Source organism: Paenibacillus puerhi (assembly GCF_009846885.1).
Lineage (GTDB): Bacteria > Bacillota > Bacilli > Paenibacillales > NBRC-103111 > Paenibacillus_G > Paenibacillus_G puerhi.
The window spans coordinates 1-22,684 of the sequence record NZ_WUWM01000035.1; the positions used below are offsets into that span (position 1 = coordinate 1).

21 protein-coding genes are annotated in these 22,684 nt (G+C 53.4%); 3 read left to right on the forward strand and 18 right to left on the reverse strand.

What is annotated here, in order from left to right:
• From GSF01_RS24505 to GSF01_RS24515, 3 genes are all read right to left on the reverse strand, one after another.
• On the reverse strand, nt 1-376 hold a 376-nt coding region (locus GSF01_RS24505), incomplete at its 3' end, for a biotin/lipoyl-containing protein (protein WP_159887903.1).
• On the reverse strand, nt 363-3,530 hold the full coding sequence (locus GSF01_RS24510; protein ID WP_159887904.1) for an efflux RND transporter permease subunit: 3,168 nt from the start codon (nt 3,528-3,530) through the stop codon (nt 363-365). The genes GSF01_RS24505 and GSF01_RS24510, both read right to left, overlap by 14 nt.
• The gene (locus GSF01_RS24515; protein WP_159887905.1) at nt 3,527-4,120 is read right to left on the reverse strand and encodes a TetR/AcrR family transcriptional regulator; all 594 of its coding nucleotides are present in this window, start codon (nt 4,118-4,120) and stop codon (nt 3,527-3,529) included. Before GSF01_RS24515 ends, GSF01_RS24510 begins: the two co-directional genes overlap by 4 nt.
• 213 nt (nt 4,121-4,333) lie before the next feature.
• On the opposite strand from GSF01_RS24515, the gene GSF01_RS24520 reads away from it, so the two are divergent.
• Nucleotides 4,334-4,741 (forward strand): SET domain-containing protein, encoded by a 408-nt coding sequence (locus GSF01_RS24520; RefSeq protein ID WP_159887906.1) that lies wholly within the window; start codon nt 4,334-4,336, stop codon nt 4,739-4,741.
• Nucleotides 4,742-4,803: 62 nt separating this feature from the next.
• On the opposite strand, the gene GSF01_RS24525 is transcribed toward GSF01_RS24520, so the two are convergent.
• The 11 genes from GSF01_RS24525 to GSF01_RS24575 form a co-directional block, all read right to left on the reverse strand.
• On the reverse strand, nt 4,804-5,793 hold the full coding sequence (locus GSF01_RS24525) for a quinone oxidoreductase family protein (RefSeq protein ID WP_159887907.1): 990 nt from the start codon (nt 5,791-5,793) through the stop codon (nt 4,804-4,806).
• A 64-nt stretch (nt 5,794-5,857) separates the two neighbouring features.
• Nucleotides 5,858-6,460, reverse strand: a complete 603-nt coding sequence (locus GSF01_RS24530; protein ID WP_159887908.1) for a TetR/AcrR family transcriptional regulator — start codon at nt 6,458-6,460, stop codon at nt 5,858-5,860.
• 162 nt (nt 6,461-6,622) lie between these two features.
• Nucleotides 6,623-6,847, reverse strand: coding sequence for a hypothetical protein (locus GSF01_RS29890; RefSeq protein WP_235941716.1), 225 nt, complete (start codon nt 6,845-6,847; stop codon nt 6,623-6,625).
• Between the two features lie 141 nt (nt 6,848-6,988).
• The gene (locus GSF01_RS24540; protein WP_159887909.1) at nt 6,989-7,900 is read right to left on the reverse strand and encodes a pectinesterase family protein; all 912 of its coding nucleotides are present in this window, start codon (nt 7,898-7,900) and stop codon (nt 6,989-6,991) included.
• Nucleotides 7,901-7,944: 44 nt separating this feature from the next.
• A complete protein-coding gene (locus tag GSF01_RS24545; RefSeq protein ID WP_159887910.1) occupies nt 7,945-8,556 on the reverse strand; it encodes an alpha/beta hydrolase family protein in 612 nt (203 codons plus the stop codon).
• A 9-nt stretch (nt 8,557-8,565) separates the two neighbouring features.
• On the reverse strand, nt 8,566-9,699 hold the full coding sequence (locus tag GSF01_RS24550) for a glycoside hydrolase family 88/105 protein (protein ID WP_159887911.1): 1,134 nt from the start codon (nt 9,697-9,699) through the stop codon (nt 8,566-8,568).
• Nucleotides 9,700-9,927: 228 nt separating this feature from the next.
• Entirely contained in the window at nt 9,928-13,395 is a 3,468-nt protein-coding gene (locus tag GSF01_RS24555; protein WP_159887912.1) for a PAS domain S-box protein, read from the reverse strand.
• A gap of 263 nt (nt 13,396-13,658) precedes the next feature.
• On the reverse strand, nt 13,659-14,045 hold the full coding sequence (locus GSF01_RS24560) for a FixH family protein (protein ID WP_159887913.1): 387 nt from the start codon (nt 14,043-14,045) through the stop codon (nt 13,659-13,661).
• A 134-nt stretch (nt 14,046-14,179) separates the two neighbouring features.
• Complete coding sequence (locus tag GSF01_RS24565) at nt 14,180-14,731, reverse strand: GNAT family N-acetyltransferase (protein WP_159887914.1); 552 nt, start codon at nt 14,729-14,731, stop codon at nt 14,180-14,182.
• An 85-nt stretch (nt 14,732-14,816) separates the two neighbouring features.
• Nucleotides 14,817-15,179 carry a GIY-YIG nuclease family protein gene (locus GSF01_RS24570; protein WP_159887915.1) on the reverse strand — a complete coding sequence of 121 codons (363 nt, stop codon included), beginning with the start codon at nt 15,177-15,179 and terminating at the stop codon, nt 14,817-14,819.
• A 40-nt stretch (nt 15,180-15,219) separates the two neighbouring features.
• Nucleotides 15,220-15,972 (reverse strand): DUF2087 domain-containing protein, encoded by a 753-nt coding sequence (locus tag GSF01_RS24575; RefSeq protein ID WP_159887916.1) that lies wholly within the window; start codon nt 15,970-15,972, stop codon nt 15,220-15,222.
• A 217-nt stretch (nt 15,973-16,189) separates the two neighbouring features.
• Between GSF01_RS24575 and xerS the strand changes: the two genes are divergently transcribed.
• Nucleotides 16,190-17,284, forward strand: coding sequence for a tyrosine recombinase XerS (gene xerS / locus GSF01_RS24580; RefSeq protein WP_159887917.1), 1,095 nt, complete (start codon nt 16,190-16,192; stop codon nt 17,282-17,284).
• A gap of 47 nt (nt 17,285-17,331) precedes the next feature.
• Here the strand turns inward: xerS and GSF01_RS24585 are convergent, their stop codons facing one another.
• The gene (locus GSF01_RS24585) at nt 17,332-18,741 is read right to left on the reverse strand and encodes a PASTA domain-containing protein (protein WP_159887918.1); all 1,410 of its coding nucleotides are present in this window, start codon (nt 18,739-18,741) and stop codon (nt 17,332-17,334) included.
• Nucleotides 18,742-19,108: 367 nt separating this feature from the next.
• The gene (locus GSF01_RS24590; RefSeq protein WP_159887919.1) at nt 19,109-19,810 is read right to left on the reverse strand and encodes an SOS response-associated peptidase; all 702 of its coding nucleotides are present in this window, start codon (nt 19,808-19,810) and stop codon (nt 19,109-19,111) included.
• Between the two features lie 57 nt (nt 19,811-19,867).
• On the opposite strand from GSF01_RS24590, the gene GSF01_RS24595 reads away from it, so the two are divergent.
• Complete coding sequence (locus tag GSF01_RS24595; protein ID WP_235941717.1) at nt 19,868-20,812, forward strand: aldose epimerase family protein; 945 nt, start codon at nt 19,868-19,870, stop codon at nt 20,810-20,812.
• A gap of 193 nt (nt 20,813-21,005) precedes the next feature.
• Here GSF01_RS24595 and GSF01_RS24600 read toward each other — a convergent pair whose 3' ends face one another.
• Both GSF01_RS24600 and GSF01_RS24605 read right to left on the reverse strand, forming a co-directional pair.
• On the reverse strand, nt 21,006-21,644 hold the full coding sequence (locus GSF01_RS24600) for an NUDIX hydrolase (RefSeq protein ID WP_159887920.1): 639 nt from the start codon (nt 21,642-21,644) through the stop codon (nt 21,006-21,008).
• A gap of 28 nt (nt 21,645-21,672) precedes the next feature.
• Nucleotides 21,673-22,608 carry a D-2-hydroxyacid dehydrogenase gene (locus GSF01_RS24605; RefSeq protein ID WP_159887921.1) on the reverse strand — a complete coding sequence of 312 codons (936 nt, stop codon included), beginning with the start codon at nt 22,606-22,608 and terminating at the stop codon, nt 21,673-21,675.
• Between the last annotated feature and the right edge of the window lie 76 nt (nt 22,609-22,684).

The following is a 22,684-nucleotide window of genomic DNA, read 5'->3' on the forward strand; positions in this document are numbered from 1 at the left end:
GGGTGCCCGCTACCGAGATTTGCGCCTTTTCCTTCTGAATCTGCAGGTCAGTCGGATCGATGCGGAACAGAATGTCGCCCTGCTCGACGAACTCGCCGCGTTTTTTCAAGACCTGGAGCACATCCCCGTTGACCTTGGCTACGATATCCATCTGCACGGAGGCGGAGATATCGGCTACCTGCTCCAACGGCTCGCCGATTTTTTTCTTCTCTACCGGAGCCACCTTGACGGTTTTCACTTGCGACTCGGCTGAAGCGGCAGCCGGCTGCCCTTCCGGCTGGGCCGAGCAGCCGGCAACCAGCGCGGTGCTGATCACGACGGCGTTCAGCACCTTAGAGCCGGACTTGATTAACGTTTTTTTCTTAGACGGATTCATGGATGATCGATTCTCCTTTTCCTTGCAGATGAATGGACGAACCTTTCTTGACTGCCCGCTTATCCCGCCATTGCGCCAAAATAACGAAGAGCGAGGGAACAACGATCAGTGTGAGAAGCGTCGAAAACAACAGTCCCGAAATAATCGTTATCCCCATGGGGCGCCACAAATTGCCTCCCATAAGCGTCATGGGAAGAAGTCCGCCGATGGCCGTCGCCGTCGTCAGCAAGATCGGCCGGAGCCTTGCTTTTCCCGCCTCAGCCACGGCTTCGTACAGGGGCAGTCCATGTTCGCGAGACTGTTCGATAAATTCGATTAGAATAATTCCATTTCTTACCACAATTCCGGCAAGACTGACGAGGCCCATCAGTGCCATGAACCCGATCGGCGAATTCGAGAGGAATAGTCCGATCACCGCCCCACCTACAGCCAAATAAACCGTGGACAGAATAAGCAGCGGAATAGACAACGAGTAAAACTGCATCGCCATCACGACATAGATCAGAAGGACGACAACCAGCGACAGCTTTCCGATAGAGGCAAACGCTTCATTCCGCTCCTCGTTCTCGCCTCCCAAGGCGATGGAATAACCTTCGGGGAGCGCATATCCGGCCAGCTCGGCCTGAAACTCCTTCACGATGTCATCCGCTAGCCGGTCTTGCGTAAAGCTGCGCACAGTAATCGTCCGGGTCTGATCGCGGTGATGAATCGATCGGATCATCTTGTCGCTTCGAATATCGCCCAGCTCCTGCACCCCTACCGTCGTGCCATGCTGCGTCAGCACCTGCATTTGCTTCATCGTCTGCAAAGGATCGGAAGCCAGCAGCTTGGCATACAAAGTGACGTCGAGCAGCTTCTCGCCCTTTTGCATCTCGGCGACTTCCAGACCCTCTGTAGCAATACGCATCGTCATGGACAGGTCTTTCTCATGTACACCGAACAAACTCAGCTTGGCCGGGTCGGGCATGATTTGGATCGCACTCATATCCACGCCGATATCGTCTGCGACACTGACCGTACCGGGGATCGACTTCAGCATCTCCTGCACATCCGAAGAGATCTGGCGCAGCGGACCAAGCTCGCTCCCGCTGATCCGGACGGCGATCGGCGCACCGACCGGCGGACCTTGCTCCAGTTGGCGCGGGGTGATCTCCACGTCGTCGGGGAACAGCTTCTTCAGCTCTTCACGCCACTTCACGACGACCTCCTCGGCATGAATCAGCTTGGGATCGATCTTCACGAACAGCTGTCCGATATGGGTACCGGTCTGGTCGGACTCCGAGTAATAGAAATGCGGCGTCGTTCTGCCGGCATACGCCGAAACGAACCTCACACCCGGCTGCTCCGTCATCCAGGCGGCCGCTTTACTCATCGTATACTCCGTCTCGGCAAATTGAAGATCAGGAGAGTTCAGCTTAAAGTCAACCAGCATCTCCTCCTTTTCTGCCGGCGGGAAATATTGGACGCCCAGCAGCGGGAGCAAGCCGAAGGCGCTGGTCGCGACCAGCAGGGCGACGATACCGGTTAGCAGCGGTCGCCGCAGAAACTTGTAAATTTGCTTGCCGTAGAAGGAGCTCAGCCGCTGAATCGGTTTGCCCAGAAATCCGGAAACCTCCCCGGCGCTTTGCTGTTCTCCAGCCCGCTTGCTTCCCCCAGGCGTCCCTGCCCCGCTCCCCTTCCGCCGGAGCTGCCGCTCTCCCAGCCATTGGCGGAAAATAGGGACGATCGTCAAAGACATCATCATGGAAGCCGCCAGCGTGAAGGTGATAACGACAGGCAGCGGCCGTATAAAACTGCCGATATTGCCCTTCAGGAAAAATAAAGGCAGAAAAGCGGCTGCCGTGGCGATCGTAGCCGTCAGGATGGATATAGCGACATCGCGACTGCCTTCCAGCGATGCCTTCGAGGGATCGTCTCCGAGCTGCAGCCGCCTCTGGATATTATCATTGACGACGATCGCATCGTCGACCAATATTCCAAGCACGATGACGATGGCAACGATTGTAATTTGATTCAAATCAATTCCCATCATCTCCATCGGAATAAATCCGACCGTTATGGAGATCGGAATGGCCAATGCCACGATGAGCGAGGTGCCGAAGGCCAGACCGAGCGAGCACACCACAATAACGACAAGTATGCCGATCAGCAGCTCCTGGCTAAGGTCTTTAAACAGATGATCCAAGCTTTCTTTTTGCGTGAACAGTGATTCCAGCTGAACATTGGCCGGAAGCTTAGGCATTAATTCCGCCGCTTTCTGATCGATGCGCTTCTGGAGGGACGGGATGTCGGCTCCCTTCTCCGCATTGATGACCAGATCCAGCGTCGGCTTGCCATTATGTAGAATAGACACGTCCTTCTCTTTGGCCCGCAGCGATACTTCGCTCACGTCTTTGATTTTAAGCTTGACGCCGGGCGGCAGTCCCAGAATGTCCGTATTTCCGATGTCCTCGGCGGTCTGCCATTCCCCGCTCATATTGACGAAGTATTGCCGGGCTCCCACGTCCATGTTGCCGAGCGGAACACGACTTTGCTTGTTTTGGAGCGTCTGCGCGATGAGTCCCCATGGCAGCCGGAGGGTCTTCATCTTCTCCGTATCCAGAGTTACCGCTACTTCCTGTTCAGGAAGCCCAACGATTTCCACTTTGCTTACCCCGTGTACGGTAGCGAGCTGCTTCTTCCAATGCTCCAGCGTGGGCCGCAAAGGCTCCAGCTCTTCCTGAGTGTTCACGGTAAAATGCAGGATCTGCTCCGCGATCTGTCCCAGGTCGTCCTCAACCTCAGGCTGGTGCGCGTCAGACGGCAGATCGCCGGCGGCAGCCTGCACCTTCTGGCGCAGCGTGTCCCAGGCGCGTCTCACATCGGTATCCGACTTCAACTCGATTTGAATAACGGATACATTGGCGGCTGAGGTCGAGTTTAGTACAGCGACTCCGCTAATTTCTTTTATTTTCTCCTCCAGCGGACGGGTGACGAACTGCTCGACTTTCTCCGGCGAAGCGCCGGGGTAGATCGTTTTGACTATCGCGACGGTGACCTCGATTTCCGGATTTTCCCGTTGCTTTAACGTAGTAAGATTGAATACGCCGAGCAAGACGGCCATGGCGAAAAACAACAGCGTTACCTTTCGGTATTGAAGCAGCTTGGCGATCATGGTGCGTCTCCTCCGTCCGGTCCTCCGCACTCCATATTGATCTCCATGAGCACTTGAGTCAGCATATCCAGCTTCTCCAGACCATGACCTTTGCTTATAAACCATTGGTAAGCGGCCATTTCCACCATCCCGATCGTGGCGTAGACATGGGCCTCCAACTCTTCTTCCGAGTAGTGGGGAATAAAAGGCCGAATCAGATCCATAAGAACCGAACAAATCTTGCTATAGAATTGAGTCGCAATATCCTCGATCTCCGGAGAAGCCGCGCCATTCCGCTTCAAGATACGAAGGATAGGCTTATTGTGATAATAAATAACCAGCGAGGCCCGAATCACCTGGTAATGCTGCTCTCGCTCGCTCAAGCCGCTAGCCGCCAACGGCTCCGGACTCAGAGCAACAAGGATCTCCTCCAGACATTGCTCGATGACGATCCGGAATACATCCTCCTTGCTTTTGAAATACAAATAAAACGTTCCTTGAGCAATGCCCGCTTCCTTCACGATGTGGGATATCTTGGTATTATGGTACCCAAGCTCTTCGAACAGCTTTAAAGCAGAAGCGATGATGATCTCTCTCTTGTCTGGTGCCAAGTGCGATTCCCCTCCCGATATACGTTCTATACGTCTATTTAGTGACTGACTAGTCAGTCATTTTCTAGAATAGCATGATTTTCCTTAATATTCAACAGTAAGTAACCAATTTACGGCAGCCTCTATAGCGGTTGATTGACTTGCCATTATTTCGTAAATGCGCTATATTTAATACTTTGAGTAGTTCAACTAAAGATCGCGTAGGTGACGAATATGATAGAGGTCAAGACTTCCGCACTTAGCAATGGAGAGTTTAACAGAGGCGTATTTGCGACATGTAACATATCCAAAGGCGACTTGATTCACGAAGCTCCCGTCATTCCTTACCCCAATGAACAACATGTCCATATCGAGAAAACCTTGCTTGCCGATTATGCTTTCGAATATGGCGCCAATCACACCGCTCTTCTGCTGGGCTATGGCATGCTGTTTAACCACTCCTATACGCCCAATGCTTACTATGATCTCAACTTTGACAACCACACGGTAGATTTCTTTGCCTATACCGACATCCAGGCCGGGGAAGAAATTCTTATCAACTACAACGGTGAAGTCGATTGCGATGATCCGCTTTGGTTTTATGAGGAAGAAGACACTAAAGACAAGGATGGACAACCTTGAGTCCACCCGTCATGAAGGAGCTTGCTCTGTGCTACCCGGCATAAAGCAAGCTCCTTTTCCTGTCAGGGCACCAGAACAACCGTTCCCGAAGTCTGACGGGCTTCAAGCAAGCGATGGGCCTCACCGGCTTGATCAAGAGGGAACCTATGCTGCACAAGGGGCTTCAACCGGCCTGTACCCATCAGTTCGTACAGATGCTCCAAGCCGGCTTTTGCTTGCTCAGGCCGTGAAGTTAGCAGATGAGCGATGTTAAATCCTATGATCGATTTATTCTCAAGCAAACGGACAAGGTCGGCTTGGTCCCACTTGTCGTGGACTGCGCTTGCCGAGCCAAAGTAAACCAGTCGGCCAAAGGGAGCCAATACCCGCAAACTGCCCTGAAGTATTTCTCCTCCGGCCATGTCCAGGATGAGATCTACCCCTCTTCCTCCCGTGCATGCCAGCACCTGCTCGGTCCAATTAGGGTCGGTGTAATTAATGGCAGCATCGGCTCCTAATGAAAGAGCAACTTCCAGCTTGGCGGGCGTACTCGCCGTACCTATAATTTGGCCAGCATGCAACGCTTTGGCTATTTGAACGGCCAGATGGCCGACTCCTCCCGCTGCTGCATGGATGAGTACCGTTTCACCGGTTTGCAGGCGGCCGGCTGTCTTCAAAGTATGGTAAGCCGTCTGACCCTGTGTCAGAAGCGCCGTGGATTGAGCTGGAGTTAGGCTCGGAGGAGCTGGAAGCACGAAGCCCGCAGGGACTGCGACATATTCCGCATAAGCCCCTTGAGGAACTTGTGATATTACTTGCATGCCTGCCTGCAGCTGTGAAACACCCTCGCCCACTTCAACGACTTCACCGGCCACCTCCGCCCATTGCCCCAGGACTGTCGGCAGCTGCAAGGGATATGGATAGACTCCTTTTCTTTGCTGGACTTCCGCATAGTTGATGCCGATGGCCTTGACCTGGATCAGCACCTCGTTCATTCCTGGAGATGGCCTCTCTACCTCCTTAACTTTCAAAACCTCAGGCCCGCCATATTCATACATGCAGACAACTTTCATACCCGTTTTCCTCCTTCGAAATAATAATAGTTGAGTGATCATCTATTAAACGATCAAAAAAAAATTACTTGGCACCTGCCAAGCGAAGCGCTCCTTCAGCCAGCCTTTCGAAAAGGTCAGCTTGATTATGTACTCTGGCCATCAAGGACGTCCCCTCTGTGTAGCAAAGCAAAGCTTTGGCTGCGTCTGGCAGCTGTTCTTTTTCGAGGGCAATCGATCCTTGCTCATAGGCCGAAGTCAACCACTCGTTAAAATAGCCGGTAAGAGAAGAAAAGATCTCTTTAACTTTCTGGCTGATGACGGGGTCCTGAGTGGCAAGCTCACCGCCGAGTACAGCAAACGTGCAGCCCAGTACAGGCTTGCCTTCCTGACTTCGAAGAGCGTGAAGATGATACGTGCGCAAGTAAAAATCACGGATTTTCTCCAAAGGAGAGGCATCTGAAGCCTGAATGGGATCCAGAATATAGGCTTGTGTATCTTCCCACGCCTTGTCCAGTACCGCTATGACGAGTTGTTGTTTCGAAGGATATAAATAATAGAAGCTGCCTGGCTTTATGCCCGCAGTTTGGCATAATTCCTGAACGCCAACCCCGTGATAGCCCCGTTCGGGCACCAATGTCGCAGCCGCTTCCAGCAGTCTTTCCCTCGCATCGCTTCGTCTTCCCAATTTACCTGCCCCCCTATTTAATAGATGTTCACTCAACTATATATTAAGTCCAACTATTACCAGTGTCAACAACCACTTTACATGCTGTAGCAAGCAGCTCAAAAAGCGGCCGCTTCCTCTTTCGAGAAGCGCCGCCTGCTTCAACCCATCTCCGAGCGTTAGTTAATCCTTTTGGATCGGATCGGAGACCAGTCCTTCTTTTTCCAATTCGCCTTCGGTCTTGACATACTGCATATCCTTGCCCAGACGCTTGACTTCCTCCATATTGGGCGCCATAGAGCCGTTCATGATTTCCGTGATCGGATTATCGGAACCTTTTTTCTCCGCAAATCGCTCGTGTTCCTTTACCGTTTGTAAATCTTCGTTTCTATACTCCTTATTGGCCATAAGCTTCGCCTCCCATCTAATTAAACCGATACCCTTTATTAACCGGGGAGAGCTTCGCCAAAACAACATCCATAAATTCCCACGCAAAACAAGCTTAGCCTCAAAAGAAGCGTAAGCTTGTTTATCCGTGCCATCCTACAGCTAATCGTTGCCGGTGCCCGGCGAAGGATTCCATCCGTCGTGACCCGTTAATACGGCGAAGCCTTCAAGCGCCTGTACCTCGCTCTCGGACAACTGGCGCGCCCAAGACACTCGCTCCCCTGCACCGGGGCCCGTGCTTCCATATTCCGCATAACGCGACGTTTGCTCGTTGACTGGATTGCTCCAATTATCCCAGCCTGCCGCATGAATATGAGGCCCCATCCATGTGTCGATAAATACAGTATGGGCCCAGCCTCTCCAAGGCCGTCCGAGATAGACGGATTGCTTCTCTTCTTCGCCGGTCAGGCGACAGTTGCGAAACACATAGCCCGCCGCCTGATGAGCCGGTGTCGAAGCTGCCGTAATATACCCGGAGCGAAGACTGTGAATATGGCAGTTCTCGAAGAGGACCGTGGCCGAGCCGAATATGAAATCGACATGCCCCTCGATATAGCAGTTCTCAAAAAATTGACGGCCCCGGCTCGTATAGAGCGTGTCCTGATTGCCGAGCAGCCGCACGCCCCGGTACACCTGCCGGTCCCCGGCCGTATAGAGAGCCACCGCTTGTCCTATGGCGTCCCCGAAGCCTGCGTCATTCCATACCGTTAGCTGCTCCATGCGGAAATCATCGGCCTCCACTTTGAGAACGGCCGTTCGGAATGTGCCGAGCTCCTTCACTCCCAGCTTTTTGGCATAGTCGCCATAGACGAGTATCGTATTCTCCGCGCTTTCTCCTCTTAGCGTAATATGAGGTTTATTGTCCGGTACAACAATCCTTTCGCGGTATAAGCCAGGACCGATCGTAATGATAGCCGGCTCAAGCGGCAGCACGCGGACCGCGTCGATCGCATCCTGAACGCGAACGAAATCTCCCGTTCCATCCTGTCTGACCTGGATATGCCTTTCTTGCATCCTTATTCCTCTCCTTTACTAAGTCGGGTTCTGCCGCATCGCTTCTAAGGCGCAAGCTGCCGCTTTAACCAATCCCAGAAGCGGCGCCCGGATATCTCGTGCTTGCCCGGGAACAGATCCGAGTCCAGCTTTTCCTCAGCGTTCGCAGCGCGGTACAAGAGGCCGAGCCTGCGGATCGCTTCGCGCGTAGACTGTACGGGAAATACGCGATCCTCCTCCCCTGACTCGATAAACAAGGGCCTCGGAGCGATCAACCCGAGCAGCTCAGGCTGTTCCGCTTGCTTCAAGATGCCCGGAATATAGTTATCCAGGCAATGCGGGCGGCTCAGGATACTGCCCTCGAAGGTGCCTGCATAGCCGCATAATACAACAGCGCGGATACGCTCGTCCAGTGCCGCGGTAAGCGAGGCCACCAGCCCGCCTCCCGAGAAGCCGAGCGTTCCGATCGCGCCGGCGTCCTCCTCCGGCCTGGCGGCGATATAATCCAGCGCCCGCTTCGCTTCATAGACGCGAAGTCCGGCGATCGTCATGCCGCACATCAGCAGCATGAGCGAGATAGGCAGACAGCTCGTATCTGTCGCGTCCGGATTCGCTTCCAGGCTGGCCTGCAGACGGCGGTCGCCGAATCCGATCAGCTCGGGCACGAGCACAAACATCCCTGCTCCTTAGGAAGCGTTCCATTCCGCCTTTAATTTTTCAATCTCCATACTCGCGAGCAGGAAGGGAGCCACGCCCATCATGGCGTCCCGAACGACGGCTTCCCCGACGTAGTATTCGTACGAGCCGTCGCGGTATGGAGTTCCGCCAAGACCCGCCCCGTGACAGATGCCGGTCAGATGCAACCCGTCCTCGTCCTCCTCGATCAGCTGGCTGACAATGCCTTCATAACCGGCGAGAGCCGCTGCCCGAAACCTTCCCGACAAGTAGCCTAGACGTAGTCCTTTGGCGAGTGCATAGACGAACATGCAGGAGCCCGATGCCTCCGGATAATTGCCCGGACGTCCGGACATATTGAGCACCTGGTGCCACAATCCGTTAGCGTCCTGAACCCGCTCCAGCGCGTGGCACATTCGCTCGAAGATGCCCACGATCGTCCCGCGCTGCGGATGATCCGCAGGAAAATGCTCCAGCGCATCGACTACGGCCATCGCGTACCAACCCATCGCTCGGCTCCAAAAATGACGGGATTTCCCGGTAGCGGCATCGCACCACATCTGCTCACCGCTCTCATCCCACCCGTGGTAAAGCAGACCGCTTGCTTGATCCCGTGTTTTCTTCTCGACAAGCAGCAGTTGACGCGCTGCCTCATCAAACAGCTCCGGCGCCTGGAAGACGGCAGCATACTCCGCCACGAACGGCGTAGCCATGTATAAACCGTCGAGCCACATTTGAAACGGATATATTTTCTTATGCCAAAAGCCGCCTTCGCTCGTTCGGGGCTGGCTCTTCACCTGGGTAATCAGCAGATCCGCCGCTTTCGCATAGCGGTCATCCCCCGTTTGCTTCCATAGCGTAAACAACAGCTTGCCCTGATTGATCTGATCCAGGTTATATTCTTCCACTCTATAGGTCCTTACCGAGCCGTCTTCCCGGACAAATAGATCCATATGCTTTTTCGCATATGCCGCATAAACCGGATCCCCCGTCCATTCTCCGAGCCACTGGATCGCCTTCAGCATCATCCCGGGCACATAAGCCCATCTTTTAATCAGCTCTGGATGATACCCGTCCTCCCCCTGCATGTTCATAAATTGCTGCGCCATGCGCACGGACCACGGTTGGATCACGGTTTGCTTCATTCCTTTTTCCTCCTTTTGATTCAAGCTCCTGTCGTAACCTAAAGTTATTATAGAGCAAAGAAGAACTAGAATCTTGTAAGTTCCTTGTCTATATTACATATAGTTATATATAGTTGTTCAATAACGCTTGCTTCCCCCAAAGCAAAAAGAAGACCTGTACATTTCCTGTACAAGGTCTTCTTTTGCTTTGAGCTTTGTAGGCCTGCTCGCCCTATCCACACCTACGGCTTATCCCTCCCGCCATGCTTTCGAGGCAGGAGACCATTTTTTCAACAAGCGGTCGACCTCCGCCACCAGGATCGGCTTGCTGATAAAGTCGTGCATCCCGTTGGCCAGGCACATCTCCCTGTCCTCCTTGCGGGCGAATGCGGTCACGGCTATAATCGCCGGGCACCGCGACGCCGGCATGCTTCTCAGGATCTCACTCGTAGCTTCGATCCCATCCATGACAGGCATTTGTATATCCATAAATACGATGTCATAGTTGCCATTCAGTACCCCCTTCACGGCTTCCTCGCCGTTCTGAGCCATATCCGCCTCGTAGCCTCGTTTCCTTAGAATGGCGGTCCACAGCTTCTGATTCACAGGGTGGTCTTCGGCTATCAGGATGCGGATCGGCCCGAATTGTGCCGGGGGCAGAAGCGGAACGACAGCGGGTGGAACGGACGAGACGCCATTCGTGCCGCTGCGTTCCTCCCTATTTTTATCCGGGGGCAGGGCAGCCTGAATCGTAAAGTAGAAGGTGGCTCCCTCCCCCTTCTGGCTCTCCACGCCGATAGTGCCACCCATCAGCTCGACGAGCTTTTTGCTGATGGCAAGCCCCAGGCCTGTTCCCCCATATTTCCGGTTAATAGACGGATGGAGCTGGGAGAACGACTGGAACAGCTGCCCTTGCCGCTCGAACGGTATGCCGATCCCGGAGTCCTTCACCGTAAAGTGAAGCCAGATGTGGCCGTCAGCCGGCTCCGGCGTTGCAATAACCTTCAAGGAGATCGTCCCGTTGTCCGTAAATTTCACGGCATTGCCGATAAGATTGACGAGCACCTGTCTAAGACGGACTTCATCCGCGATAATCACCTCAGGTATCGAGGGGTCCGGATCCCAGATCAGCTCAAGCTGCTTCTCCGTTATTTTGGACGAGAACAATTCCATCACACTGGCAATAACCTGCTTAACCTCAACCGGCTCCTGGTTCAACACCATTTTACCGGCCTCAATTCGACTAAAATCGAGTATCTCGTTCAAAATATGCAGCAGCGCCCGGCTGCTTTGGCTGATAATCTCCGTATAGCTAAGCTGCTCTTCGCTTAGATCCGTCTCCGCCAGCAGGCCCGTCATGCCGATGATCCCGTTCATCGGCGTGCGCAGCTCATGGCTCATGATCGCCAGAAATTCGGACTTGGCACGGTCGGCTTGCTCCGCAAATTCCTTGGCCCTGATTATCTCCTTCTCATCGGTCATATCGCGGAACACTACCACCGCGCCTACGGTGAGCTCGTTATCCACTAGCGGAGTCACCCGGTATTCCACCAGGAAGCTAGACCCGTCCTTGCGCCAGAACACCGCTTCCTTGCTCTCATAAGTCCGTCCTTCCTTCAGTGACAGATAGATCGGAGCTTCGCCTGCAGCGTACTGGCTTCCGTCTCCGCGGGTCTGCTGAATCACATCCAGATAGGAATGTCCTATCATCTCCTCTGCGGTATAGCCGAGCATCGCCGCGCCGGCGGGATTCAGGAAAGTCGTGCGTCCTTCCATATCCATGCCGAAGATCCCTTCGGTAACTGCGTTAAGGATCATCCCGTGCTCATAGCTGAGCTTTTCGACTTGCTCCATATATCGCTTGCGCTCGGTAATATCGCTCGAAATCCCGTACACGCCGACAACCTTGTCATCGACGACGATCGGAATGTTAGCGACACTGATTTCGATGGGATGTCCGTTCTTATGGATGATCGTAGTTTCGTAATTTTGCGGATACCCCTGGCGGGCCATATTGAAGTGATACAGCGTTTTGGCCATGTCTTTCTCGGCTACAATCGGTCCAAAGTACATGCCGATCAATTCGTCGAGCGAATAACCCGTCAGCTGCTCCAGATTCGCGTTGGCTGTCAGGTAATCGCCTTTCGTATTCATGGAATAGACAGCGGCCGGATTGTATTCGAACAGCGATTTATAACGGCTCTTGCTCTCCTTAAGACGTTCTTCCGCCCTCAGCCGTTCCGTGCTGTCCCGGGAGGTCGCGATAATCTCCCAAGTCTGGGTTTCCTCATGTTTCAGATAACGGCTCACCGTCTCAAAATACACGTAGCTATCGTCCTTCCGCCTGAACCGGTAAGTAAAAGCCGCCGTGCCCTTTTGTGATAAGACATCTTTCAAGTAAGCTTGAACGAGGAATACGTCATCCGGATGGACAAAGCTGAGTGCGGACTTGCCCAGCATTTCCTCAGGCTCGTAGCCGAGGAGAGATCGGCATACGGGTGAAGCATACAGAAACGTGGCCTGGTCATCCCCGGCATGACGGGATATGAAGTCCAGCGAGTTCTCGGAAATAAGACGGTAATGGCGCTCGCTGCTGCTCAGCCGCTCCTGCATGACCATCCGCTCCGTGATATCCTGTACGAGCCCGATTACCTGCACGGCTCGTCCCGACTTGTTCAGCGTCGCCTCCCATTGGGAAGTGATAAAGCGGACCGTCTGATCCCGCAGCAGGATCCGGTAGATGAGCTCGCCGGATTGTCCGTCAAGGACGGCCTTGTCCATCATCTCCTGAACCTTGTTCTTGTCGTCCGGGTGGATGGCGTCACACAAGGCTTCAGAGCAAGAGCTTTCCGGAAGCCCCAGGATGCGCTGCGCTTCCTCGGAGAAGGACAGCTTGTTTCTAGCGATATCCCACTCGAAGGTGCCCAGATGAGCGATCCGCTGAGCAGCGGCCATCATATCCTCACCCTTCTTGCGTTCGGTAACATCCCGGCCCATCGAGATCACTTTCTCTACCTGCCCTGACGCATCCCGAATAACCTGAAAGGACGTTTCCATCCATAAATACTGCCCGTTCTTATGGCGGAGGCGTCTTATATACTTTTCTTGCTCCGAATAGAGCCTGTCGTTCTCCAGCATATCCTGCACATCATCCGGATGGTAGAAGTCGGTCCGGTTATGACCTATCAGTTCATCGGCCTCGTAGCCGAGAACCGTGCTGCAGGAGCGGGACACGCTGAGGATCTTTCCGTCAGCATCGCTGTATGAGATGAGATCCTCGTTGTTATCGGTTATGAGCCGGTATAAGCTCTGATGTTCCTGCTTCCATTGCTCAAGCTCTTTTTTTTCGGTAATATCTATGAGTTCGGCCACGGCCCATTCAAGGGACTCGCCTTGGTTGTTCTCTAGGAACCGGATCTGAACAGTCCCCCATTTGAGACAGTCCCGATGCAAACATCGCAGCTCCCCCCTATACGTCTCGGAAGCATGTGAACGATGAGGATGGTCTGCCCATCGCCGCCAGTTCTGCTCATATTCCGCCCATTCGTCCGGGTGCCACAGTGGCCAGAAGGCCGTACCTTCGCAGGCTTCCGCTTGCAAGCCGAAGAAATCAGCAAAAGCCGGATTCGCTTGGCTGATCACCCCCTCCCGTACCGAAAAAATCGCTATGCCAGTCAGGGAAAATCGATAGATCTGTGCGTACATACTTCTGTCCATAGATTGGGAGACCTCCACCGGGTTACCTCCTAACTGCCTTCGCTGCTTAACATCCATATTTACCCTAAGGCGATCAGGTTTAATCTATATTGTAACGGATTTTGCTCGCAGGAGAAGGGTTTTGTCTGTTTTTCTCATCGTTTTTTCTCAGCCAAGCCCGTTCAGGCCAAAAAAGCCCGGCCGGGCGTCCGTTGGACACACACGTTCGAGCTGTTATTCTTCTTCCTCCTTGTTCTCCCGCCATCAAGCGCAGCGGAGATCGTTTAGGAAGTTACCGTCACTTCTTTTTTCTTGGTGATATGCAGATCGCCTTGATAGACATGAATATAGATCGTATAGACGCCGGGTTTGTCGAAGGTCTTCTTAACCGAATACGCCCCATTGCCTTGAGACTCGGCTGTCACTACATCCGGCAGCGCATTTTTATTCTCGCTTCGAATATCGAACTGTACCTTGGCCCCATCCGCCTTCACAAGCCCCGTCAGCTTAGCGATCAAGTCGACCTCCGACGCAGCGACGGGCGCTGCCGGTTCCGTAGTCATCTCCACCTTCACAGACGCCGGATCTTGTCCCTGTTCACCTGAGGAACAGGCCGTCATCGCTAACAGAAAACACAGAGTCAAACTTACAACGATCCCTATTCGTTTCAAGCTTATGCTCCTTCCCAGTTGAATGACCTTATCAGTCCTTTAAGTACATTCTACCTCTTTTTTGGACGATAAGGGTGACCCGTCCGGGCTAAGGCTTGTCTAAGCTGTGAACGAATGTTGACGAACAGGAGAACTTAACGCGTCATATGGTCATACAGATGCCCCGCTATCGTCGTCTCGCCCCTTACACGAAAGCCCATACGCTCATAGAGCCGACGGGCGTTGACATTGGTACGCTCGACATTCAGCGAGAGCTTGTTCCATTCGGATGCCTCGGCTTCCCGGATCAGCGCCTCCAGCAGCCTCGTGCCGATGCCTTGGCCTCGGAACTCAGGGAACACGCACAAGGAGTCCACATAAAGCTCGTCTTCCTCGGCTTCGCGGTCGAACACCATGAGCTCTCCGGGGTAGCGGCGGGCGATCAGCTCCGACAAATGCCGGTCCATCCTTGAGGCGTCCCGGCCGGGATAGATCAAGGCAAGGCCTGCCACCCGGCCTCCGCTCTCCAGGATTCGGACATGCGACCGGCTGAAGCGGTTGTCCTCTGTGAGGAAGGCTTCTTCGATTAAGGAAAGCAGCTCTTCCTCCGACAGTCTATCTACGAGAGGCAGGCCCATATCCCGGACAATCATAGCTATCAATTGCGATGCTTCGCGGCTATCCTGAATCTCGGCATTTCGGATCATTGAGGGTTCCCTTTCATATGTTAATGTAGTTAATTATTAGTATTATTAATCATATTTGTGGTTCGTTTATTATTAATATCATTAATCATTTAGGTGGCGAATTATAACCTTGCTCCCCATAAGGCCGAAGCTTTTCGAGCCATTTCTCCTCCAGCTTCTTCAACTCGTCCTTGATCCGGAAGAACGGGTTGTCCTTCTTTTCCAATATCTCCAATACTTCGAATTCGAATGCATCTTCCCCATATTTAGTCCAGTCGCTTTGCAATTCCTTGTTCATATGCGCACCGGAATTAAGCGCGAACCGATACCCGTTCAGATTTCGCAGATTAGGACTTCCATCGACATAGCTCTTTTTATTAACGGTATTTACGATTCGATAAATACCAGCCTCTGTTTTAATTTCACTATATTGCTGCTGCAGTTCTTTTCTCCGATCCTTCGTGCTCATCTTGTTTTCCTCTCTTTCGTATCTATCTCATTCCGCCCCGTCAAGTCAGCCAATACTCGCTTCCATCCGGCTTGCGATCCATGAAGCCGTATTCGATCAGATAGCGCCTCAGCGTAACATGATCGTCATGGACAGCGCTCAATACTTCATTGACTTCCTTCTCATGATACTTGCGGTCGCGTTCGAAGCGTGCCGCTATTGCACGCAGTACGATCAGCTTGTGCTTCTGCCTGGACGGGAATGCCTTCAGGAGCCCTTCCTTCCCTTCCGGGAAATACTTCTTGAGTACTTTCTCCTGTTCCTCCAAGGTGATATTATAACGGTCATCGACCATCGTCGCCGTTTGGTGAACCTCTACGAAGCGCGGCGCATGGCTGTCCTTCTCTTTCAGCAATTCCATCAAGGTCAAAAAAATCTTCGACTGGCGCTCCTTCTCCTTCAGTACGAATCGATGGTTGCGGATTGTGGAAGCACTGCCGATCCCAAGCTCCTTCTGGATCTGCGCATCGGTATACTCCTCGTAAAATAAGCGAAGCAAACTATTTTGATGATCGGTTAGGCCCGTCAGTCTCTTATTCAATTGAATCAGATAACTAAAAACCGATTGATGCGCCATCCTGATGTGCAACCGCATATATCGTTCCGCTTCGTACAGGACATCTTCTACCGGATAGATGACCCCTTGTTCACAGGTACTTCCGCAAAGCAAACAGACATACTGATCTCCAAGCCGACTATAGCCTTTTTTCAACTCCTCCAAAGAGGCGTTCCAGAACCGTTCAGACAATTCCATTAAACAAACACATCCTCTATTCGTTCGTAAATATATAGATATTATAAGTTGTTGTTTGATAAACAGTCAAGTATGAGCTCTGCTTCTTGCACAAACGTCCTGATTCTTTGGATTGTCGGCCTGGATTCGGTATACTAATAGGGAGAGGTATTCGCAATTTCTATACATAATAAATATTATGTAAACTTATAAAACTCCGTTGAAAGGAGCAAGCCTGATGAATGTGATCAAAGCCAAAGACCGGCTAGAGCTCGAGAAAAAAATACCCGAAATGCCGTGGTATGTCGAGAAATTCATGAATTACAAGCTGCCGGATCTTTCACCTTCCTCCCTTCTCGAGTATGCCAGAGATTACGAGACCTTCTTCTCCTGGATGCTGGCCGAAGGATTGGCCGGGGACGCCGCGCGTATCCAGGATATCCCGTTGACCGCGCTGGAGAAGCTGCATATGGAAAGCATCGATCACTTCAAGATGTTTCTGTCCATGCGCAAGACGAATGCCAATACGAAGACCACGATCTCACGCAAGCTGTCCTCGCTTCGCTCGTTGTTTCATTATTTAAGTCAAATTGCCGAGGACGAGCAGTTTTATCCGCTTCTAAAGCGCAACGTCATGGCCAAGGTGGAAATCAAGCGCACCCATAAGCCCAAGGACACGGCAGCCAAGCTGGAGGGCAAGCTGCTGCAGGAAGCGGAGATTGTCGAGTTCGTCGAGTATGTGAAGTCCGGCTATGGGCATGATGTCGTCAAAAACAAACAGGCGACTTACGCTTACGAGATCAATAAAACGCGAGACGCTTGCCTGGTCAGTCTCATCTTGAACTCCGGACTTCGCGTATCCGAAGTCGTTAATCTGAATATCGAGGATGTCGATATGAAGAAAAAGCTGCTTTACGTATTCCGCAAGGGTAAGAACGATGAAACCTTCAAGACTCCGGTATATTTCCGGCAGGATGCGGTCGACGATCTCCTCCGCTACCTGGAGCTGCGCAGCACGACGTACAAAGCTCCCAAACGCGAGAAAGCCTTATTCCTTGCCTTGGCTAACGGTAAAGCGGAAGGCGAGCGTATGACAAAGCGAGCCATTCAGGAGATGGTGGTCAAGTACGCCAAGCGTTTCGGCAAGCCCTATCTTTCGGTCCATAAGCTTCGGCATTCGTTTGCGACTGATTATTATCTGCGCAATGATCTGTATCGAACCCAGGAGCAGCTGGGCCATGCTTCCCCGGAAACGACGCAAATCTATGCTCATCTGACAGATAAGACGATGTCGGAGGCGATCGACAAACAAAAAGACGGCACCGAAGGGTGACCGTCTTTTTCTCGATTACAGGTGTACAAGTGCAGGTTTAACAGGAATTACTGCCCCTTGCTGATCCAGAACGATACGCTTTCGCCTTTGGCCAGCACCGTGCCGGGAGCAGGACTTTGACGGAAAACGGTATTGGCTGAGTTCGGATTCTTCTCGAGGAAATATTCATACTTCAAGCCCGAGTCCAATGCCCGCTTCTCCGCCTCCTGCTTATTAAGTCCGACAAGCTTCGGCGCCGGTACCGTTGCATCGTCGGCAAGAGTAGGTTCAGCCTCTTCGGCAGGCTCAACTGGCGGAGCGGCAGGCTGCTGCTTCTGCTCGGTTACCTTGCCGCTAACTAGCGGCGCCGTTTGAGCATGCGGGCTTACAGCCTGCACACTCCTGCCCCCCTCCGTTACCTCCGCCGCGGGTTCCTTGCCTAAGCGGGCACCCAGCTCCAGGAACAGAAAGAAGACCCCTACAGCGCTAACCAGCGCGACTCCCATCAACGCGAACCCAAAAAAGGTCTTGCGCATGACCCGGCGTACCACCGGTCGGCGCGGTTCGCTTTCCTCCTCAGCTGCTTCCTGTTCCTCTTCAAATTCTTGGCTTGACCGGTTAGCTGCAAGCTCTGCACGCGCTGGGTATGCAGGTCCGCCTGGCTGCGGCTCAAGCCCGACTCTGAGCGACGTCAGCGCCGCGGATACCGCTGGCTGCAAGGTTCCGAAGGCAGCATCCGCCTCCCGCATCCCCCTTGCCAGCAAAGGATTAGGCCGTTCTTCCGCCAACGACTTGCCGGCCAGAACAGCTAGCTGATCGATGAAGCTGCTCAGCGTCTCACTGCCCCGGCTGGAGCGGCGGAGCAAGTCGATGAAAGATTCCGTCCATTCGGATTGGCCATGATCCTCCAACGCGGCACGTAGTTTGCGTTCTCGCTCTTCACCATCAGCGGGAATCGCCTCGCTGCCAGCCGCAAGCTGATAGCAGAGGCCAGCTAAGCCGCGAACACCTTGCGCGTGGTCCTCCGTCTTTTCCCAATAATTGATAATCTTCAACCGGCCTTCTTCATCCAGCCATACATTATCCGCTAAGATCGAAAAGCCTGATATGTGCTTGCTCGCCGCATCCACAATGCCAAGGCCCAGCTCAGAGACGGCGGCAGCCATTTCCGTAAGAGACCACCCCGTCTTCTTCAGCTGGAAGGACAATGGATTGCCTTCATAAGCCTTCAAGACGGCGTAGATAGACAAGTCCTCGACTCCTACATCCAGCAGATGGAGAAAGCGGTTGTCATTATAATGGGCTACCGTCTGAAGTAATCTCAAATAAGCTTGCTGCTCGATCCGGCTGGGCTGTTCGGATACAAAAACGGCAATATCCCGTCGAAGGGACAAATCCGTTCCTGCGAACAGCATGCCGTTCCGGGCAGGTAGGATCGGTTTTCGCAGCACATATCGGGCACGGAGCGTCTTTTCCATCTGACCCCCTCCAAACCTTGTACTTTATCTAGGGATTAACCTCTATCCTGTTCGTTCAAACGTACGATTTTACACAGAGAAAAGTCCGTTCTCATACTATTCGGTACGCAGAAAGGATTTCGTGCCGTACCCAATAAGTTGACATAATATGAATTATGAAACCTTGTCTTGCTTTCCCTAATTTCCCTAAACAAGACCTTGCTCCCTCCTTACTATCTTAGCGTAATCCTTCATGAACATCAAACCTGTAGGGCCCTCTATACATTAGTTCCGGTTCATCGCCTCGGCACGAAGCAAAAAGGCCATCTGCCGGTAGAGCATGTCCGGCGGATGACCCGTTCGCAGAGCAGCTGCCAACTTGCTCCAACTACTTTCTCAGGGAGGACATGAGCAGCGATACGCCACGCGCCGGCTTTGTTTGCTCCCCTTCCTCCATTTCACCGGACCCCAGGTAAGCATTCCATTCTTCCTCCAATGCAGCGCGAAGACGCATGCGATCCGGAGGGAAAGGCGTGAGCAGGCTCTGCAAAAAATCCGGTTCGCCGTTACGCCCCTCATCCAGCCACTCCTGCCAGTCCTTTTCCTTCAAGATCGCCGGCATCCGCTCCGTATAATCATAAAGCAGCCGGTTCGATACGGTAGTCATCATCGTGCAGGTGCGGAATTCGCCCCCCTGCTTATCCAGCCATATCTCATAAAAGCCAGCCACTGCTAGTGTCGTCCCATCCTCGGCCGCCGCCTCGAAATTTTGCTGACGCTTCCCGATAGTCGCAGACACATAAAATTTGTCGCAAGGGAATACGCAGCGATGCTTGGCAAACAACTTACGGTACTCCCGCTTCTCCTGAATCTCTGCGCTGTCCGCCAGGATGGCATCCTTGGCCCAGAATGGAACCAGGCCCCACCGATGGCTCTCGAGCGCCCGTTTACCGCCATCATTAACGATAATGGGCACCTCTCGGTTGGGCGAATAATCATGCCTTGGGCGGAGCTTCACTCGCGCATCTTGAAGATCGAAACGTTCGAACAGCTCGGGAAGCGGTGTTGTCAAAGAAAATCGTTTGCACATGTCTACTCCACCTTTATTTGGCTCGTTTGTTCCAGTATCTTCCCGGAGCCAAAAATTATGCAGGGTTTGACAACGTTTTATGCCGATATGATAAGATACGAGGTGGAGATCAAGAAGGGGGTTTGGATGATGAGGGCTTACGAAATCCATGAGTACGAGGATACATACAAGGTCTATGAATTACGAGAGACCGCTACCGGTTCCTGGTTCCGCATTGTCCCCGCGCGCGGCGGCATTGTAACCAGCTACGGAACAGCCGGCGAAGAACGACTTTACCTGGAGCGGGAGACACTGCTCGACCCAGAGGCCAACATTCGCGGAGGAATACCCGTGCTGTTTCCCTTCAGCGGCTTTGTAACGGAGGGCAGCTACGAATGGAACGGGCAGCGGTATTCGATCAAAAATCACGGGGTCGCCCGCAATCATGCATGGACGGTTGAGAGGACCGGTGAAGACCGGGGCGTGTTTATAGTTCTCACGCTTCGCGCCAATGAACAAACGCTCGCCTCGTTTCCTTTCGACTTCGAGCTGCGCTTTACGTATCGCCTGCTGGACGGCAAGCTGACCATCGAGCAGGAATATGTCAATTACTCGGAAGAACCTATGCCGATGTATCCCGGTTTTCACCCGTATTTCCTGGCGGACCGCAAGGAAGCCCATTATCGTACGGATGCGGACCTGCTCTTCGACTTTAACGATCATCAGGTCAAGCCTTATGAAGGCTCTATCAATCTGGACGAGCTGCCTGAGTCTGTCGTCTTCCAGAATGCGAAGGAGCCGGTCATCGGCGTAACCTTCGATGGCCGCCAGCATGTCGAGATGACGTACAGCGGAACATTCCGGTTCGTCGTCCTCTGGTCGATCAAAGGGAAGCCCTTTATATGCGTCGAGCCCTGGATGGCGATGCCCGACGAAATCAATCGCAAGCAGGAGCTGACGTTTGTCCCTACGGGTAAGAGCGTACTAGCCGAGCTTGTCATAGAAAGCACTTCAGCATCCTAAGCTTCGGCAGGTTCATAGGACCGAAGCTCAAATCAAAGGGCAATTTGTCAGATCGGCGGTTTCAACACACGCGATTATGACGGATTGCCTCTTTTTTCAAGTCCGGCCCTTCCTTCTTTTGTCGAAAATGTCTGAAAAATCGAAAAACAAATCATTTCCTGCGCTTACCCGGGAAATGAACGGCTGCCAGCTATTATTTCCCGCTCCATTGCCCGGCAATCCCATCCGTTATGAGGCGGTAATACGCCTCCGGATACAGCACAAAATCAACAAGGTCTGCCCTCCGCATGTCAGGGATCAGCTTTCCCTCCCCGCTCGGCCTCACCCCGCGGATGTCTACCTGGCTGAGCTTCCGGGCAGCCAGCAGCTCCAGTTGGTCAAGCCCCAACGCATACAAGCCGGTTACCTCATCGGCCTGCAGCGTGTATTGTTCGAGCGGCTGATCGTGGCGATGCAGAAAGACGTGGGAAAACTCGCGGTCGATGCAGTCGGCAGCGATCACTTTTTCACTTGCAAACACCCCGCAAGGAATCAGATCGTGGAAGCTCGCGGCTACTCCCAGCTCCTCTTCCAGCTCACGGACCCCATCCTCCACGCTTTCACCGGTTAGCAGATGCCCGGCACAAGAGATATCGAGCAAGTCCGGGAAAATATCCTTCTCCGGGTGACGCAGCTGGAAGAGCACCTGAACTTCCCCCTCCCACTCCCGCCACAACCAGCAGTGAAACGTCTGATGCCAGTATCCCTTCGCATGAACTTCTGCCCTGGACGCGGTGCCGATCGGCTTCATCCGCTCGTCGAAAATATCGAACAGCTCGTCGCTAGTTGCCAATAGTCTCTCTCCTTCGGAATAACTTCACCTAATACCCGCGTTCGATCTGTACTCGGTTAGGTAGCTTCATCTGGTCCCGGCGCAAAGCGTTGCAAGTATCCAGCAGTTGCAGCGCCGCCTCTCTCCCTCCCGTAAGTGCGGCAATATGCGGGGTGATCTTGACCTCTTCCCTGCTCCAGAGCGGAGACTCCGCAGGAAGAGGCTCCTCGGATACTACGTCCAGCACAGCCATCCGGATGCGACCCGTATCCAGTGCAGCGATCAGGTCCTTCTCCACGAGGCTGCCCCCTCTCCCGACATTGATTAGAGCGCATCCGTCCTTTAATCCATGGAACAGCTTGGCATTGAACATAGCCTCTGTCTTCTCCGTAAGCGGGAGCGTATTAATCAGCCAGTCTGCCTGACCCAGGATGCCGGTCGCCTCCTCCAGAGCGGAATTTCCGTCAAATGCCGGGTCCCGCTTGCCCTGCAGCGATACTCCCCATACCTTCACGCCAAGCGCTCTCAGCGCGCCTGCAACCGTCTGGCCGATCGAGCCCGTGCCGAAGACGACGGCCGATTGTCCGGCCAGCGGGACGGCGGCTTGCGGCCCCCACTCGCGGGTGGCCTGCCGGTGCCGGAACGCATCGTGGCGCTGGGCATCGGCCAGCATATAGCCCAGGCAATATTCGGCGATCTGCCGTCCGAAGTCGCCTGTGGTCCGGGTCAGCACCGTTGCAGGATGCCATGACCTGCGGTGGATGAAAGCATCGACTCCCGCCCCCAAGGCGTGTACCCACCGGTATTGCTCCGACCGGAAGCCCGGAACAGGCCGGAAGCCTGCATAGGCGTCGGCCCAGGCAAGGTCCTGCTCGCTCACGTCCTGCTCAGGCATGCAGCGGAGCTCGGCGCCGATCACGGCTCTGAGTCTTTGCTCGAGTTCGGAGTGAAGCCTCCCCGTTACTAAGATGCGTTCGATTTTCATATCATAGTTCCCCGTTCTTGTCATTGTCAGCTTTACACCGGATAGTGTATCATGAATTTCATGGAAAAGCTTGAGG

Coding starts and splice junctions, on each gene's coding strand:
- GSF01_RS24510 (WP_159887904.1), bottom strand. CDS start 3,530: ATGATCGCCAAGCTGCTTCAATACCGAAAGGTAACGCTGTTGTTTTTC.
- GSF01_RS24520 (WP_159887906.1), top strand. CDS start 4,334: ATGATAGAGGTCAAGACTTCCGCACTTAGCAATGGAGAGTTTAACAGA.
- GSF01_RS24525 (WP_159887907.1), bottom strand. CDS start 5,793: ATGAAAGTTGTCTGCATGTATGAATATGGCGGGCCTGAGGTTTTGAAA.
- GSF01_RS29890 (WP_235941716.1), bottom strand. CDS start 6,847: ATGGCCAATAAGGAGTATAGAAACGAAGATTTACAAACGGTAAAGGAA.
- GSF01_RS24540 (WP_159887909.1), bottom strand. CDS start 7,900: ATGCAAGAAAGGCATATCCAGGTCAGACAGGATGGAACGGGAGATTTC.
- GSF01_RS24545 (WP_159887910.1), bottom strand. CDS start 8,556: ATGTTTGTGCTCGTGCCCGAGCTGATCGGATTCGGCGACCGCCGTCTG.
- GSF01_RS24550 (WP_159887911.1), bottom strand. CDS start 9,699: ATGAAGCAAACCGTGATCCAACCGTGGTCCGTGCGCATGGCGCAGCAA.
- GSF01_RS24555 (WP_159887912.1), bottom strand. CDS start 13,395: ATGGACAGAAGTATGTACGCACAGATCTATCGATTTTCCCTGACTGGC.
- GSF01_RS24565 (WP_159887914.1), bottom strand. CDS start 14,731: ATGATCCGAAATGCCGAGATTCAGGATAGCCGCGAAGCATCGCAATTG.
- GSF01_RS24570 (WP_159887915.1), bottom strand. CDS start 15,179: ATGAGCACGAAGGATCGGAGAAAAGAACTGCAGCAGCAATATAGTGAA.
- GSF01_RS24575 (WP_159887916.1), bottom strand. CDS start 15,972: ATGGAATTGTCTGAACGGTTCTGGAACGCCTCTTTGGAGGAGTTGAAA.
- xerS (WP_159887917.1), top strand. CDS start 16,190: ATGAATGTGATCAAAGCCAAAGACCGGCTAGAGCTCGAGAAAAAAATA.
- GSF01_RS24585 (WP_159887918.1), bottom strand. CDS start 18,741: ATGGAAAAGACGCTCCGTGCCCGATATGTGCTGCGAAAACCGATCCTA.
- GSF01_RS24590 (WP_159887919.1), bottom strand. CDS start 19,810: ATGTGCAAACGATTTTCTTTGACAACACCGCTTCCCGAGCTGTTCGAA.
- GSF01_RS24595 (WP_235941717.1), top strand. CDS start 19,868: ATGCAGGGTTTGACAACGTTTTATGCCGATATGATAAGATACGAGGTG.
- GSF01_RS24605 (WP_159887921.1), bottom strand. CDS start 22,608: ATGAAAATCGAACGCATCTTAGTAACGGGGAGGCTTCACTCCGAACTC.